General features: G+C 73.9%; 12 protein-coding genes. 10 read left to right on the top strand and 2 right to left on the bottom strand.

Annotated elements, in window-relative coordinates; genetic code table 11:
• Positions 1–161 precede the first annotated feature (161 nt).
• Positions 162–863: a copper chaperone PCu(A)C gene (locus ACYVOO_RS06010; RefSeq protein WP_461014589.1), complete on the bottom strand. Its 702-nt coding sequence runs from the start codon at positions 861–863 to the stop codon at positions 162–164.
• Between the two features lie 716 nt (positions 864–1,579).
• On the opposite strand from ACYVOO_RS06010, the gene ACYVOO_RS06005 reads away from it, so the two are divergent.
• The 10 genes from ACYVOO_RS06005 (at position 1,580) to ACYVOO_RS05960 (ending at position 14,029) form a co-directional block, all read left to right on the top strand.
• Positions 1,580–2,062 carry a CarD family transcriptional regulator gene (locus tag ACYVOO_RS06005; protein ID WP_016472332.1) on the top strand — a complete coding sequence of 161 codons (483 nt, stop codon included), beginning with the start codon at positions 1,580–1,582 and terminating at the stop codon, positions 2,060–2,062.
• A gap of 388 nt (positions 2,063–2,450) precedes the next feature.
• On the top strand, positions 2,451–3,206 hold the full coding sequence (gene ispD / locus ACYVOO_RS06000; RefSeq protein ID WP_453344692.1) for a 2-C-methyl-D-erythritol 4-phosphate cytidylyltransferase: 756 nt from the start codon (positions 2,451–2,453) through the stop codon (positions 3,204–3,206).
• Positions 3,196–3,726 (top strand): 2-C-methyl-D-erythritol 2,4-cyclodiphosphate synthase, encoded by a 531-nt coding sequence (ispF, locus tag ACYVOO_RS05995; RefSeq protein WP_461014588.1) that lies wholly within the window; start codon positions 3,196–3,198, stop codon positions 3,724–3,726. The genes ispD and ispF overlap by 11 nt, the downstream gene beginning before the upstream one ends.
• Positions 3,727–3,828: 102 nt before the next feature.
• Positions 3,829–4,410 (top strand): GNAT family N-acetyltransferase, encoded by a 582-nt coding sequence (locus ACYVOO_RS05990; protein ID WP_461014587.1) that lies wholly within the window; start codon positions 3,829–3,831, stop codon positions 4,408–4,410.
• Positions 4,411–4,437: 27 nt separating this feature from the next.
• Positions 4,438–6,003, top strand: a complete 1,566-nt coding sequence (locus ACYVOO_RS05985; protein WP_461014586.1) for an ABC transporter substrate-binding protein — start codon at positions 4,438–4,440, stop codon at positions 6,001–6,003.
• Between the two features lie 105 nt (positions 6,004–6,108).
• Positions 6,109–7,905 (top strand): ABC transporter permease subunit, encoded by a 1,797-nt coding sequence (locus tag ACYVOO_RS05980; RefSeq protein WP_461014591.1) that lies wholly within the window; start codon positions 6,109–6,111, stop codon positions 7,903–7,905.
• A gap of 163 nt (positions 7,906–8,068) precedes the next feature.
• A complete protein-coding gene (locus ACYVOO_RS05975; RefSeq protein WP_461014590.1) occupies positions 8,069–9,373 on the top strand; it encodes an MFS transporter in 1,305 nt (434 codons plus the stop codon).
• A 152-nt stretch (positions 9,374–9,525) separates the two neighbouring features.
• On the top strand, positions 9,526–10,932 hold the full coding sequence (gene cysS / locus ACYVOO_RS05970) for a cysteine--tRNA ligase (protein WP_461014585.1): 1,407 nt from the start codon (positions 9,526–9,528) through the stop codon (positions 10,930–10,932).
• Positions 10,933–11,114: 182 nt separating this feature from the next.
• Positions 11,115–12,065, top strand: coding sequence for a 23S rRNA (guanosine(2251)-2'-O)-methyltransferase RlmB (gene rlmB / locus ACYVOO_RS05965; RefSeq protein ID WP_453344697.1), 951 nt, complete (start codon positions 11,115–11,117; stop codon positions 12,063–12,065).
• Between the two features lie 152 nt (positions 12,066–12,217).
• A complete protein-coding gene (locus tag ACYVOO_RS05960) occupies positions 12,218–14,029 on the top strand; it encodes a DoxX family protein (protein WP_461014584.1) in 1,812 nt (603 codons plus the stop codon).
• Positions 14,030–14,172: 143 nt separating this feature from the next.
• Here ACYVOO_RS05960 and ACYVOO_RS05955 read toward each other — a convergent pair whose 3' ends face one another.
• A complete protein-coding gene (locus ACYVOO_RS05955) occupies positions 14,173–14,889 on the bottom strand; it encodes a nucleotidyltransferase family protein (RefSeq protein ID WP_461014583.1) in 717 nt (238 codons plus the stop codon).
• Positions 14,890–15,063: the final 174 nt, after the last annotated feature.

Genomic DNA, 15,063 nt, shown 5'->3' with positions numbered 1-15,063 from the left:
AAACCCCAGCCGAGCGCCTGCATAAACTGCTCACGGCCTGATCAACACGACCACGTGTTGCGACGATCCCTGGAATCCGCCGACAACCGGGCCGAGGGGCTTCCTCGTGTGCGCTGCTGCTGTACGGCGGCCCGCAGGCGCGGCCCGGCGCGTGCGGCGGCTCAGTGGCCCGCGTTCGCTCCGCCGTCGGCCGACTCCTGCGATTCCTGCGACTCCGAGCCCGACGCTGACTCGCTCGCGCCGGTGCTCGGCTTGCCGGAGGCGTCGCCCTCGGCGCCCTGCGCGCTCTCCTGGCCCTCCTGGTCCTCCGAAGCACCGGCCGACTCGGAAGCGGACGCCGAACCGGACGGGGACGGCTGGACGCTCGGCCCGGACTTCTCGTACTGGTGCGTCGCGGGGACCACCGTCGCGCGCAGCTTGACCGCGCCCGTGCTGCTGAGGCTGAAGGTGACGGGCTGCGCGCTGCCGTTGCCGACCTTGCCCCCGGCGTTCTCCAGCAGGGCCGAGGCGTTGCCCTCGCCGCCGAGCGCCAGGGAGCCGCCCGCGGGGACGGTCACCTTCTTCTCGCCCTCGGCGGGGCTCAGCTTCGCCTGCCCCGCGCCGCGGACGGTGACCGACTCCAGGGTCTCGTCCTTGGTGCCGTCGTTGAAGATCCGGCCGGTCACGGTGGCGGCACCCGAACCGTCGGGGGCGGTCACCACATTGGCGTTCTGGATCTTGATGTCGCCGACGTGGACCGCGGCGTTGTCCGGCTTGATCTGAAGGGTCTGCGCGTCGTTCCCCGCACCACAGGCGGAGAGCGTGAGGACGGAGAGCGTCAGGGCGGTGGCGGCGAGGGTGCCGCGTCGAAGGCTGCTGCTCACGGCGGCGGCATCTCCTTGGCGAGCTCTTGCGGCCGAACTACGTGCCGGTCGCGGTCGGATGGGGCATCCCCGCCGGGGCGGGGCACGTCGCCAGTGACGTCATCTGGCGCGCTCAGGTTACCGAGCCGCCTCGCGCGCCCCGCACCCGACCCTCCGGCCGACGACGGACCGTCATCCGGAACGTCATCCGGACCGCCGCGCGGGCCCGCATCCGGAACGTCATCCGGACCGCCGCGCGAAGCACCCGCGCGAACCGCCCCGCGGCATCCCCTGGTCACCCCCGGCGGCGTGTCCGGCAGCGCGCCGCGCACTCGCCCGAGTGCCGACGACATCCGTACGGGCGATTCCGGGGAAAGAAAGCGGGGACCGTGTGAAGAAGGCCCGGAAGACCCTCGTGAATTGATCAAAGTGAGCTGTTGATCAATTCTTCGGAAAGTCCGCGCGACAGTGGAACTGACACCGAACGGACTACGACTTACAGCCGGACAAAACGGACAGTCGCTCACTTCTGGCGGCACTTCCGGGACCGTGACGAGCGGGTTTCACTCGGCGCACAGATGGGCCCCGACCTGCGAATACCCGCTTGCAACGACCCGCCGAAGCACGATACGGGGTGGGTTGTCAAGCCCCGAGATATGCCCTGACCTGCGAAAACGCCATTCAGAAGAGGCCGTTCCCGTGTTACTCTAGATAGCCACGGAAGGGGTACCTGACACATGACGTTCAAGGTTGGCGACACCGTGGTCTATCCCCATCACGGGGCCGCGCTGATCGAGGCCATCGAAACTCGCCAGATCAAAGGCGTGGACAAGACCTACTTGGTTCTGAAGGTCGCGCAAGGCGACTTGACGGTTCGTGTGCCAGCGGACAATGCGGAGTTCGTGGGCGTGCGTGATGTAGTCGGTTCGGACGGGCTGGACAGGGTCTTCGAGGTGCTCCGCGCACCGTATGCGGAAGAGCCCACCAACTGGTCCCGGCGCTACAAGGCGAATCTTGAGAAGCTCGCTTCCGGCGACGTGATCAAGGTGGCGGAGGTCGTGCGTGACCTCTGGCGCCGTGAGCGCGAGCGCGGTCTCTCGGCCGGAGAGAAGCGGATGCTGGCCAAGGCGCGCCAGATCCTGGTGAGCGAGCTGGCCCTCGCGGAGAACACCAACGAAGACAAGGCCGAGGCCCTGCTCGACGAGGTCCTCGCGTCCTGACGCGCGCTATGCGTACGCGTTCTTGATCTTCACCTTCCGCTCTCCTCTTCTCCTCACGCGTCCTGCGCGAGGTTCCCCGCAAACGCGAGAAGCGCGGAGGAAGAGCGAGAAGAGCGAGTTGTAGTGCAGTAGCAGCAGCGATGTGCCGCAGTGCCCGTGTGATGCAGTTCTGTCGCCGGGCGCTGCGGCATGTCTGCGACCAGCCCACGACGTTCAGTAATCTCAACTTCTGCACTTCATGCACTTCGGCCCGCGAGAGCGGGAAGTGTGCCGGGCCCGGGCAGATGCCTCGACCGTCGTCACGGAAGGGTCCGGTCGGGGGCGTCGCGCCCGGCACGCTGTGGCCATACCCATACCGGCTGAGGACACAAACCTGAACGCGCAACCGATGTCACGTGAATCCACGGGCCAGGCCCGTGACCCCGAATCCCGGACCGCCGTCGTCATCCCCGCGGCAGGCCGCGGGGTGCGCCTGGGGCCCGGCGCGCCCAAGGCGTTGCGCACGCTGAGCGGCACCCCGATGCTCGTGCACGCCGTGCGCGCCATGGAGCGGGCCCGCGCGGTGTCGCTCGTCGTCGTGGTCGCCCCGTCCGACGGCGCCAAGGAGGTCCGCAACCTCCTCGACGAGCACTCGCTCTCCGACGTGGTCGTCGTCCCCGGCGGCGAGACCCGGCAGGACTCCGTGCGGCTGGGCCTGGCCGTCCTCCCCGACGACATCGGCACCGTCCTCGTGCACGACGCGGCCCGCCCGCTGGTGCCGGTGGACACCGTGGACGCGGTGGCCGCCGCCGTACGGGACGGGGCCCCGGCCGTCGTGCCCGCGCTGCCGGTCTCCGACACGGTCAAGGAGGTCGAGCCGCGCGGGAACGGCGCGCCCGAGCCCGTCACCGGCACCCCGGACAGGTCGCGGCTGCGCGCCGTGCAGACGCCCCAGGGCTTCGCCCGGGAGGTGCTGGCCGAAGCCCACGAGCGCGTCGCCCGGGAGGGCGAGGGCGCGACGGACGACGCGGGCATGGTCGAGCGCACGGGCGTACAGGTCGTGGTCGTGCCGGGGCACGAGGAGGCGTTCAAGGTGACGCGTCCGCTCGACCTGGTGCTGGCCGAGGCCGTCCTGGCGCGAAGGAGGGCGACCGATGCCTTCTGAGCCGTCCGGAGGGGTCGTCGCGGCCACCACGTCCCGGGCCGGGCTGCCCAGGGTGGGCACCGGGACGGATGTGCACGCCTTCGAGGAGGGGCGCGAGCTGTGGTGCGCCGGGCTGCTGTGGGAGGGCGAGAGCCACGGCCTCGCCGGGCACTCCGACGGCGACGTCGCCGCGCACGCCGCCTGCGACGCCCTCTTCTCCGCCGCCGGGCTCGGCGACCTCGGCGCCCACTTCGGCACCTCGCGCCCCGAGTGGTCCGGCGCCTCCGGGGTCACGCTGCTGACGGAGGCGGCGCGGATCGTGCGCGCTGCGGGGTACGAGATCGGCAATGTCGCCATCCAGGTGATCGGCGTCCGTCCCAAGGTCGGCAAGCGGCGCGACGAGGCGCAGCGCGCGCTGTCCGACGCGGTCGGCGCGCCGGTCTCCGTCTCGGGTACGACCACGGACGGGCTCGGCCTGACGGGGCGGGGCGAGGGACTGGCGGCGATGGCCACGGCGCTGGTGGTGCGGGCCGGGGGCTGAGCGGGTCCGGGGCGCCCCGGCAGGGGAGCCGGGTGGCTGCGGCGAGAGCTGAGATACGGGTCACCTGCTGTTGCGCATGGTTCGCAGTTAGTCTTGTGGGCGATGTCCTACGTACTGCGCACCGCGACCCCCGCCGACGCCGACGCCGCCCGCAGCGTCATGCTCGACACCGTCTACGGCGATCTGCGGTCCGGGTACGTGCCGCGCTGGCACCGCGACATCATCGACGTCGAGGGCACGTATCTGCGCCCCGAGCGCCGCACGCTGCTCGTCGCCGAGGCCGGCGACGGCCGGATCGTGGCCACGGGCGCCGTGCGCGACGAGGGGCCGCAGTCGCCGCCGAACCCCGAGTGGATCGCCCGGCGCTTCCCCTCCGGCAGCACGGCGCAGCTCTGCCGGATCTACGTACGCCCGGAGTACCGCCGCCTCGGCATCGCCCGCGCCATGGTGCGCGAGCTGAGCGCCTTCGTCGCGCAGGCGGGCGGCTACACGGCGCTCTACCTCCACACCGACCCCTCCGTGCCCGGCGCCGAGCCCTTCTGGCGGTCGATCGCGCGGGAGGTGTGCGACGAGCGCGCGCTGCCCGGCGGCGGACAGGGCATCGTCCACTTCGAGCTGCCGCTGCCCGTGCCCGCCTCGCTGTCCGCGTCGGCCTCGGGGGCCGTCGCCGTGGCCGCTGAGTGAGAATCGTTTTCAGATAGAGTGCTGAGCATGTCCCGAATACGCCGTTCCCGCCTCCTCCCGCTCGCCGCGGTCTCCCTGCTCGCCACCGGCGCCCTCACCGCGTGCGGCGGCCAGGACTCCGGCAGCGGCGGCGAACGGCTCCGGGTGGCGATGGCCTTCCCGCCCGCGCAGGGCATGAGCCCCTACGGGGACGACGCCGTCACCCTCAGCAGGCTCTCCGTGATCGAGGGCCTCACCAGGCTCGACTCCAAGGGCGAGGTCAAGCCCGCGCTCGCCACGTCCTGGAAGCCGTCGGACGGCGGCAAGGAGTGGACGTTCACGCTGCGCGAGGCGCGCTTCCAGGACGGCGACCCGGTGAACGCGGACGCCGTCGTGCGCTCCCTGGAGGAGGCCGAGAAAGCGTCGCCGAAGCCGCGCGTCCTCAGCGACGCGGGCGACCTGAAGGCCGAGGCGGAGGGCGCCCGCAAGGTACGGGTCACCAGCAGCGAGCCCGACGCGCTGCTGCCCCAGCGCCTGGCCAACCCCTCGCTGGCCGTGCTCTCGGCGGGCGCCTACGGGGCGGCCGACACGTCAGAGGGCGGCAAGGGTGCGAAGGGCTCCGGCTCGTCGGAGAAGGGTGGCAGGGTGGACCCGGCCGGGCACGCGACGGGCCCCTTCACCCTCACCCGCCTCAACGGCACCGCGAGCGCGACCCTGGAGCGCAACGGGACCTACTGGGGCGACAAGGCCGAGGCCCCCGGCGTGGACGTGAAGTTCGTGTCCGACGGCACGGCCCGCGCCAACGCGCTGCGCGGCGGCCAGACGGACATCGCCGAGTACGTCCCCGTCTCGCAGGCGTCCGTGCTCGACGAGAAGCAGGTCCACGAGGTGCCGACGGCGCGCACCAACAGCCTCTACCTCAACACCGAACGCGGCGTCTTCAAGGACGCGGGCATGCGCGCCACCGTGCGCGAGGCCGTCGACAGCAAGGCGCTGATCAAGGGCGTCTACGAGGGCCGCGCCGACACCCCGCGCGGGCTGTTCGGACCCGGCGTGAGCTGGGCGCAGGACAAGCGGGTCAAGGTCTCCGGGCGCGCCGACGCCGCGCCGGAGAAGGACGTGAAGGCGACGAAGACCATCACGCTGGCCACGTACACCAACCGGCCCGAACTGCCCGAGGTCGCCACCGTCCTCCAGCAGCAGTTGCGCAAGGCCGGGTTCAAGGTCAAGCAGGACGTCCGCGACTACGCGCAGATGGAGGCGGACGCGCTCTCCGGCAAGTACGACGCGTTCCTCCAGGCCCGCAACACCCTCCTGGACACCGGCGACCCGGTCTCCTACCTCCAGTCCGACTTCACGTGCGACGGCTCCTTCAACATCTCCCAGCTCTGCGACGGCTCCGTCGACTCCGCCGTGCGCAAGGCGGCGGGCACCGCCGACACGGAGAAGCGGCAGCACGCCGAGATGCGCGCGGAGGCGCGGGTGCTGGGCACCGACGCCGTCGTACCGCTCCTCCACGAGCGCTTCGTCCAGGGCGTGGCCGACGGCGTCGAGGGGGTCTCCTTCGACCCGATGGAGCGCACCCTGGTCACCGCCGACACACGGCGCGGCTGAGCGGTGCGGGCGGGAGGCATATCCCGCGCGGGTGCGACGGACGGGACCGGTGCGACGGGGCCGTCGGACACGGGGCGGCTTCCCGGCAAGGCGCTCGCCGCCGGGCTGTGGGTGGCCGCAGGACGGCTCGCCGCCGCGGTCCTCGTGCTGCTCGCCGTCGGGCTGCTGCCGTGGCTGACCCGTACCGACCCGGCCCGCGCGATCCTGCACGCCCGCTACGCCGACCGTGAGCCGACCCCCTCGGCCCTCGCCGCCATTCGCGCGCAGACCGGTCTCGACGAAGGACCGGCGCGCGTCCTCGGCCGCTGGCTCGGCGGCCTCGTACGCGGCGACTTCGGCACCTCCTGGGTCTCGGGCCTCCCCGTGCGCCCCGACGTCCTCTCCGGGCTCGGCGTCTCGCTGACACTCATGGGCGTCTCCCTCGCCGTCGCCGTCCTGCTGGCCGCCGCGCTCAGCCTCCGCACGCTGCTCGCGGGCGCGCGCGGCACCGGCGCGGTGCGGGCGCGGGCCGGGACGCTGGCCGCCGTGCTGGCGGCGCTGCCCGAGTTCCTGCTGGCCGCCGTGTTCGCGGCCGTGTTCGCCGTACGCCTCGGCTGGTTCCCGCCGCTGGGCTGGGACGGGCCGCAGACGGCGGTGCTGCCCGCGCTGGCCATGGGCGTGCCCGCGGGGGCGCTGCTGGGACGGCTGCTGGACGACGCGCTGCCCGCCGCCTTCGCCGAACCGTGGGTCCGCACGAACGTGGCCTTCGGCGTGCCGCCCGCGCGCATCGCACGGCACGCGCTGCGCCGGGTGCTGCCGCCGCTGCTGCCGCAGTTCGGCTTCGTCGTCGTCGGCCTGACGGGCGGCGCCGTCGCCGTGGAGTCCCTGTTCGCCGTGCCGGGTCTTGGCAGGACGGCGCTCGACGCGGCGCTCGCGCAGGACCTGCCCGTACTCCAGGCGAGCGTGCTCGTGCTGCTCGCGCTCGGAGTCGCGGTGGGAGCGCTCGTGGGCGTGGCCAGGCGCACGCTGATCGGCCCCGCGCTGCACGCCGCCGCCATCCCCGCGCTGCGCCGCCCCCGGCTGCCCGCAGGGCCGCTGCTCTGGGGCGCGACGGGCGTGCTGGGCGCGCTGCTCGCGGTCACCGTCGTCGTGGGGCTGCTGCGCGACCCGCTCGCCGTCGACGCGGCGGCGCGGCTGGCGTCGCCGAGCGCCGCGCATCCGCTGGGCACCGACTCGCTGGGCCGCGACGTGCTGGCCAGGCTGGGGCACGGCGCGGCCCGTACGGCGCTCACCGCCGTCGCCGTCGGCGCCGTCACACTGCTCGCCGGGCTGGCGGCAGGGCTGCTGGCCCGCTGGACGGAGGGCCTGCGCGAGGTCGCCAACGCGCTGCCGCCCGTGGTGTCCGGGCTGATCGTCGCGGGGCTGCTGGGGCCCGGCGCGTGGGGCGCGGCCGTCGCCGTCGCCGTGGTGGCCTGGGCGCCGCTGGCCGCGCACACGGCGGGGCTGTACGAGGAGGAACGGGCCGCCGCGCATCTGGAGTCCGCCGTCGCGCTCGGCGCCGGGCGCGCGCATCTGCTGACGCGGCACGTCCTGCCCGGCGTCCTCCCGCCCGTACTCCGGCACGCGCTGCTGCGCGTTCCGGCGCTGGCTCTGGCGCTCGCCTCCCTGGGGTTCCTCGGCCTGGGCGCGGAACCTCCGGCTCCGGAGTGGGGGCGGATGCTCTCGGAGAACATGCCGTACGTGGAACGCGCCCCCTGGGCCGTCCTCGCCCCCGCCGCCGCACTGGCAGCGCTGGGCGCACTCTCCGTCCTCGCCGGCTCCCTCCGGCTCCCGCGCCGCCGCGGGGGAGGGGGCGCGGTACGGGCTGACGGCGCCGTCGCGTCTGCTGATGGCCGTCCGCTGGCGGAGGGGGCTGTCCGGTGAGCCGCCGGGAGCACTCGGAGCGCCAGGGCGGCACCGCTTCTGGCGGGCGGTGGCGCGGGGCCGAGGGTGCCGTCGCGTCTGCTGATGGCCGTCCGCTGGCGGAGGGGGCTGTCCGGTGAGCCGCCGGGAGCACTCGGAGCGCCAGGGCGGCACCGCTCCGGGCGTGCCCGGCGCACGCAGCGGGTCCAGCGGGTCCAGCGGGCGGTGGCGCGGAGGGCTGCGTGAGAAGGGCGGGGCGTTGCGGGATCTGCGCGTGCTGCCACCGCTCTTGCGCCTGCTCGCCCTCACCCAGCTCGCCTTCAACGTCGGCTTCTTCGCCGTCCTCCCCTATCTCGCGGCGCACCTGGGCGACGGCCTTGGCATGGGCGGCTGGCTCGTCGGCCTCGTGCTGGGGCTGCGGACGTTCAGCCAGCAGGGCCTCTTCGTGGTCGGCGGGGTGCTCACCGACCGGTACGGGCCGCGCCCGGTCGTGCTCGCCGGGTGCGTGCTGCGGATCGCCGGGTTCCTGTGGCTCGCGCGGGCGGACGGCACCGTCTCCGTGGTCGCCGCCGTCGTCTGCGTCGGCTTCGCGGCCGCGCTCTTCTCGCCCGCCGTCGAGTCGGAGACCGCGCGTCAGGCGGTCAGGTTCGAGGCGGCGACGGGGCACCCCCGCGCCCGTACGCTCGCGGTCTTCTCGGCCGCCGGGCAGGCCGGTTCGTTCCTGGGCCCGCTGCTCGGCTCGCTGCTCCTGCTGGCCGACTTCCGTACGGCCTGCTGGGCGGGAGCGCTCGTCTTCGTCGCCGTACTGGCCGCGCAGTGGCGCCTGATGCCCCGCCGCGACCACGACCACGACCGGCAAGAGGACGGCTCCCGCGACGGGGCCCGCGCGGCGGCCCGCGCCGCGCTGCGCAACCGCCCCTTCCTCCTCCTCTGCCTCGCCTACAGCACCTACCTCCTCGCCTACAACCAGCTCTATCTGGCCCTCCCCGAGGAGGTCGTGCGCGCGACAGGTTCGCAGGCCGCGCTGGGCTGGCTCTTCGCGCTCTCCTCCCTCCTCGTCGTCTGCGCGCAGTTGCCCGTCACGGCCCGCGCGGGGGAGCGGCTGGGCCAGCGCGCCACGCTCTGCCTCGGGCTGCTCGTCGTCGCGGCCGGGTTCGCCGTCGTCGCGGTGGCCGCGCCGTTCGGGCTCACCGGGCCCTACGGGCTGCTGCCCGCCGCCGGATACGTGCTGCTGCTGACCCTCGGCCAGATGCTGGCGGTGCCCTCCGCGCGTGCGCTGGTCACGGAGTACGTCCCCGGCCGGCACCTGGGCTTCGCGATGGGCGCGCTCTCGTCGTTCTCGGGGCTCGTCGTGCTGGGCGGGAGCGCGGCGACGGGCGCGCTGCTGGGCAGCGGCCTCGGGCCCGCGACGGCGTGGGCGGCGCTGGCCGCCGTGCCGCTGCTGGGCGCGGTCGCGGCCCGCGCGGTGGGACCCCGCGCGGCGGCCTGACGGGCCCGTCGCCCCCAGGCGCCCGCGCCACCGCTCCGCTCTGCCGACGACGGCCCCGTAAACCACTCGTCCGCGTCCCTTCCGGCGTACCCCCTCCGCCTACGTCCCCAGGTGCGGCACCGGCACCCCCGCGCGCCTACTACCCTTGACGCGTGACTATTCGCCTGTACGACACCAGCGCCCGGCAGATTCGCGATTTCAGCCCCCTCGTGCCGGGCTGTGTCTCGATCTACCTGTGCGGCGCGACGGTGCAGGCGGCCCCGCACATCGGGCACATCCGCTCGGGGCTCAACTTCGACATCATGCGCCGCTGGTTCACGTACCGCGGCTATGACGTCACCTTCGTCCGGAACGTCACGGACATCGACGACAAGATCATCGCCAAGGCCGCGGACCAGGGCCGCCCCTGGTGGTCGATCGGCTACGAGAACGAGCGCGCCTTCAACGCCGCCTACGACGCGCTCGGCTGCCTGCCGCCCACCTACGAGCCGCGCGCCACGGGCCACGTCCCCGAGATGGTCGAGATGATGCGCGCCCTCATCGACAGCGGCCACGCCTACGCCTCGGACGGCAACGTCTACTTCGACGTCCGCTCCTACGAGGGCTATCTCCAGCTCTCCAACCAGGAGCTGGACAACCTCCTCCAGCCCGAGGGGGAGGGCGAGACCGGCAAGCGGGATCCGCGCGACTTCGCCATGTGGAAGGCCGCCAAGCCGGGCGAGCCGAGCTGGGAGACGCCCTGGGGCCGTGGCCGCCCCGGCTGGCACCTGGAGTGCTCGGCGATGGCGCACAAGTACCTCGGCCCGGCCTTCGACATCCACGGCGGCGGCGTCGATCTCGTCTTTCCGCACCACGAGAACGAGATCGCCCAGTCCAAGGCGTTCGGCGACGACTTCGCCACCTACTGGGCGCACAACGCCTGGGTCACCATGAGCGGCGAGAAGATGAGCAAGTCGCTCGGCAACTCGGTGCTCGTCTCCGAGATGGTCAAGCACTGGCGCCCCGTCGTCCTGCGCTACTACCTGGGCACCCCGCACTACCGCTCCACCGTCGAGTACAGCGAGGAGTCGCTGCGCGAGGCCGAGGCCGCCTTCGGCCGCATCGAGGGCTTCCTCCAGCGTGCGGCCGAGACGGTGGGCGCCACGGGGCCAGCCGCCGAGGTCCCGGCGTCCTTCGCCGAGGCCATGGACGACGACTTCGCCGTCCCCCAGGCGCTCGCCGTGCTCCACACCACGGTCCGCCAGGGCAACGCGGCCCTGAGCGCGAACGACAAGGAGACGGCGGCCACGGCCCTCGCCGACGTACGGGCCATGCTCGGCGTCCTCGGCCTCGACCCGCTGGAGCCGCAGTGGACCTCCGGGGGCGACACGGCGCGCGGCGAGGACCTGCACGCCGTCGTCGACTCGCTGGTCCGGCTCGTGCTGGACCAGCGCCAGGCGGCGCGCGCACGCAAGGACTACGCGACGGCGGACGCCATCCGCGACGAACTGAAGGGGGCCGGACTCGTCATCGAGGACACCCCCTCGGGCCCGCGCTGGGAGCTGGACGGCTCCCACTGATCCGTAGGCCGGGTCCCGGCCTACGGGCCGCCCGGGTGCCTGGTTTCGCGTACGGTCGTACGTGTGTGCCGTACGGATGCCGTAGCGCCGTCCGTACGCGCGCGGCCCGGTGAACAAACGTAAGCAGCAAGCCGTGACCGCCGGACGCAGTGCGGCGCAGGAAGAGAAACAGGTGCACTGACATGGCGGGAAACAGCCAGCGCCGTAACAAGCGCACGTCGAACAAGAAGGGCATGCAGGTCGGCAGCGGCGGGCAGCGCCGCCGCGGCCTGGAGGGCAAGGGCCCGACCCCGCCCGCCGAGATGCGCAAGGGCCACGCCAAGCAGCGCGCGGCGCAGGCCAGGACCCGTCGCGCCCAGGGCCGCCCGCAGCGCAAGGGCAGCGGCAAGGGCACGTCGGAACTGGTCGTCGGCCGTAACTCCGTGGTCGAGGCGCTGCGCGAGGGCGTGCCCGCGAACACGCTCTACGTGCAGCAGTTCATCGAGAACGACGAGCGCGTGCGCGAGGCCGTGCGCGTGGCGGGCGAGCGCGGCGGCATCCACCTGATGGAGGCCCCCAAGCCCGAGCTGGACCGCATGACGAACGGGCTCAACCACCAGGGCCTCGTCCTCCAGGTCCCGCCCTACGAGTACGCGCACCCCGAGGACCTCACCGCCGCCGCCTACGACGACGGTGAGGACCCGCTGATCGTCGCCCTCGACGGCGTCACCGACCCGCGCAACCTCGGCGCGGTCGTCCGCTCCGTCTCCGCCTTCGGCGGGCACGGCGTCGTGGTGCCCGAGCGCAGGGCGGCCGGGATGACGGCGGGCGCCTGGAAGACCTCGGCGGGCACGGCCGCACGTACGCCGGTCGCGCGCGCCACCAATCTGACCCGCGCGCTGGAGGGCTACCAGAAGGCGGGCGCCACGGTCGTCGGCCTCGCCGCCGACGGCGAGGTCGAGCTCCAGGACCTGGCGGCGCTGGACGGCCCCGTGGTCATCGTGGTCGGCAGCGAGGGCAAGGGCCTGTCCCGGCTCGTCGGCGAGACCTGCGACGTGCGCGTCCGCATCCCGATGCCGGGCGGCGCCGAGTCGCTGAACGCGGGCGTGGCCGCGGGCGTGGTCCTCTACGAGGCGGCGCGCAGGCGCGCCTGACGGCAGTCAGGGCGCCCGCCCAAGCGGTGCGGGCCCGGGGGCGCACGACGGGGCTCGCGGGCGTACGCGCGGGGCCGGCCCGCCGGGCTTGACGGGCCTCGGACAGATCAGTCAGGTCAAGGCAGTGTCTTAAACGTCCATCACTCGGTTAGATGAGCGTGGACACGAGAACACCCCGCACACCCGGCCCCTCGGGCAGGCGCCCTGGGGAGGACCCAGGGGGAAGCCCGCGCGGATTCTTCGACGACGAGCCGGTGCTGAGCACGGTCAAGGTCCCCTCCGATCCCGCGCAGGTCATCGTCAACCACGCGAGCTTCCGTGTGCAGCTCGCCGCGTCGACGGCCAGGGCCACTTCCGCGAGCGCTTCCCGTACCGCATCCCGAGGCGCCGCCAGGGGCGGTGCGTTCGAGGACACGGAGCAGCTTCCCGCGGTCACCGCGGGCGCGGCCCCGGGCCAGGGCCCGGCGGCGGGGAGCGAACGCGGCGCGCACGCCAGGCGGCGCGCGCCCGTCGTCTGGAGCGGGCACACCGAGCCCGGCGAGTCCGGCGCGACGAAGCTGCTCCAGGCGGTGCGCGCGGGAACCCAGGAGGTCCCGGAGACGCCCGGCGCCACCACGCAGACGCTGCCCCGGATCGAGGAGGGCGACGCGCGAGCGGCCGGCCCCGCGACCGTCGTCGGCCCCCCGCGCGGCCCCCGGCCCCCCGAGACGGCCCCCGAGCCGCTGCTGCGGGGGGTGCGGCCCGCGCGCGGCGCGTTCGACGACGATGAGCCGGGAGCCCTCCTCGCGGACGGCTCCGGCTCCGGCACAGGGCCCGGTGGGGACGAGGGCGCGTACGAGCTGAGAGACCAGGAGTACCGGATCGGCGGGGGCGCGGCGGCCGACGTCGCGCGCCGCCAGGCGTACTACCCAGGCCGCCGGATGAACCTCGGTGTCGTCCTGCTCCCCCTGCGGATCTTCCTCGGCTTCATCTCCATCTACGCGGGCATGGGTAAGCTCTGCGACCCCGTGTACTTCGACGGCGGCGAACGCGGCTCGATGGTCACCTGGCTGCGCAGGCTGGAGCCGTGGACCATCGCCTCGCCCCTGCGGGACTTCGCGCTGGAGCACCCCGTCGGCTCGGGGCTGACCGTCGCCTTCCTCCAGGTCATCGTCGGCGTACTGACGATGTGCGGGCTGTGGCAGCGGCTCGCGGCCGGGATCGGGGCGCTGCTGTCGGCGGCGCTGCTGATGACGGTGAGCTGGAGCACGGTTCCCGCGTACGACGCGCCGGACATCATCTACCTCGCCGCCTGGAGCCCGCTCCTCATCGCGGGCGCGCCGGTCTACTCCGTCGACGGCAAGCTGGCGACGGACGCCTGGCGGAAGCTCGGCCCCCGCGCCGACCTCTGGGACCTGCGCCGCAGGGTGCTGCGGCGCGGCGCCGTCGTCGCCACCATCGTCGTCGGCTCTGCGCTGCTGATCGGCTCCACGCTGGGCGGGGCCGTGCGCTCCTCGCAGACGGCCACGGTCCCCGAGCCGGGCCACCCGCCGACGAACCAGCTCCCCGGCTCCCCGCTGCCGAAGGGCCCAGGGCAGCGCACGGCGGGCGGCCAGGCCACACAGGGCCCGGGCGCGACGGGCTCGCCCGGCGCTCCGGGCGAGGGCAGGGACAAGCGCTCGGCCAGCCCCTCGGCGTCCGCCTCGACGGGCCAGCAGCAGCCGGGCGAGACGGCGGGACCGCGGCAGCCGGGCCAGCAGGAGACGGTCCAGGCGCCGCAGCAGCAGACGGCGCCCCCGGCCCAGCAGTCGGCGCCCGACGCGCAGCCCTCGGCGGGCGGCACGACGGGGACGCAGAGCGGCAGCAGTGCCGCGGGCGGCACCACGGGCGGTTCGGGCAGCGGACGCAGCTCCACGTCGTCCTCCGGGGGCGGGGACAGCGGTGGCGGCGGCGCGCTGGGCGGCCTGCTGGGCGGCGGGGGCTAGGCCGCCCTCCCGGCCCCTCGGACCCCCGGCCCTCCGGCTCCCGGCCCGGTAAGGGGCCCGCTCCATGGAGCGGGCCCCTTACACGTGTGCGCGCGTGCGCGAGTGTGCGCGTGCGAGTGTGCGCGTGCGCGACCACGGGGTGGCTACGAGGGGTGGCCCTCCAGCTCCTTGGCGGCCTCCGTGAGGTCCTTGGCGGTGTCGATGGCCCGCCAGTACGCGCCCTGGGGCAGCGGGAAGCCCGCCAGGCGCCGCTCACGGGCGAGCCGGGGGAAGGTGGTGCGCTCGTGGTCGCCCCGGTCGGGCAGCAGCCCGGAGAAGGCGGGGGAGAAGACGTAGACGCCCGCGTTGATCAGATACGGGGAGGGCGGCGCCTCGATGAAGTCGAGGACGTGCCCGAAGCGGTCGGTCTCGACGGCGCCCCAGGGGATGCGCGGGCGGGCCAGCGCGAGGGTGGCCGTCGCGTCGCGCTCGTCGTGGAAGTCGGCCATCGCGCGCAGCGAGAAGCGCGTCCAGATGTCGCCGTTGGTGGCGTACCAGGGCTGCTCGGGGCGTGGCAGTGAGCCCGCAGCGTACTTCAGCCCGCCGCCGCGCCCCAGGGGCTCGCGCTCGACCACGGTGGTGACGCGCAGGGGGAGTTCGGCGCCGTCCAGCCACTCCTGGAGGACCTCGGCGAGGTGACCGCAGGAGACGACGGCGTCGGTGACGCCCTCGGCGGCCAGCCAGGAGAGCTGATGGCCGATGATCGGCATGCCGGTGCCGGGGATCTCGACCATCGGCTTCGGGCGGTCGTCCGTGTACGGCCGCAGTCGCGAGCCCTGGCCTCCGGCCAGGACCACGGCTTGGGTGGGTCGCTGGGTCATGCGGCGCACTTTATGCGCGTCGCGCGGTGAAACGTCGTCGAATGGCGGCGAACGGCGGCGAACGCGGTGAAACGGTTCGCTTCTTGTCGGGCGGGGGCGGAGGCGGGGGCGGAGGCGCCGGTGTCTGTTGGGCGCGGGCGACAGCGGTGTGGTGCTGTGCGTGGTGCGCTGTGC

The organism is Streptomyces daliensis, from assembly GCF_054782395.1.
The sequence above is the reverse complement of the archived record's forward strand: the minus strand, read 5'-3'. Positions and strand labels throughout refer to the sequence as shown.

Coding starts and splice junctions, on each gene's coding strand:
- ACYVOO_RS06005 (WP_016472332.1), top strand. CDS start 1,580: ATGACGTTCAAGGTTGGCGACACCGTGGTCTATCCCCATCACGGGGCC.
- ispD (WP_453344692.1), top strand. CDS start 2,451: ATGTCACGTGAATCCACGGGCCAGGCCCGTGACCCCGAATCCCGGACC.
- ispF (WP_461014588.1), top strand. CDS start 3,196: ATGCCTTCTGAGCCGTCCGGAGGGGTCGTCGCGGCCACCACGTCCCGG.
- ACYVOO_RS05990 (WP_461014587.1), top strand. CDS start 3,829: ATGTCCTACGTACTGCGCACCGCGACCCCCGCCGACGCCGACGCCGCC.
- ACYVOO_RS05985 (WP_461014586.1), top strand. CDS start 4,438: ATGTCCCGAATACGCCGTTCCCGCCTCCTCCCGCTCGCCGCGGTCTCC.
- rlmB (WP_453344697.1), top strand. CDS start 11,115: ATGGCGGGAAACAGCCAGCGCCGTAACAAGCGCACGTCGAACAAGAAG.
- ACYVOO_RS05960 (WP_461014584.1), top strand. CDS start 12,218: ATGAGCGTGGACACGAGAACACCCCGCACACCCGGCCCCTCGGGCAGG.
- ACYVOO_RS05955 (WP_461014583.1), bottom strand. CDS start 14,889: ATGACCCAGCGACCCACCCAAGCCGTGGTCCTGGCCGGAGGCCAGGGC.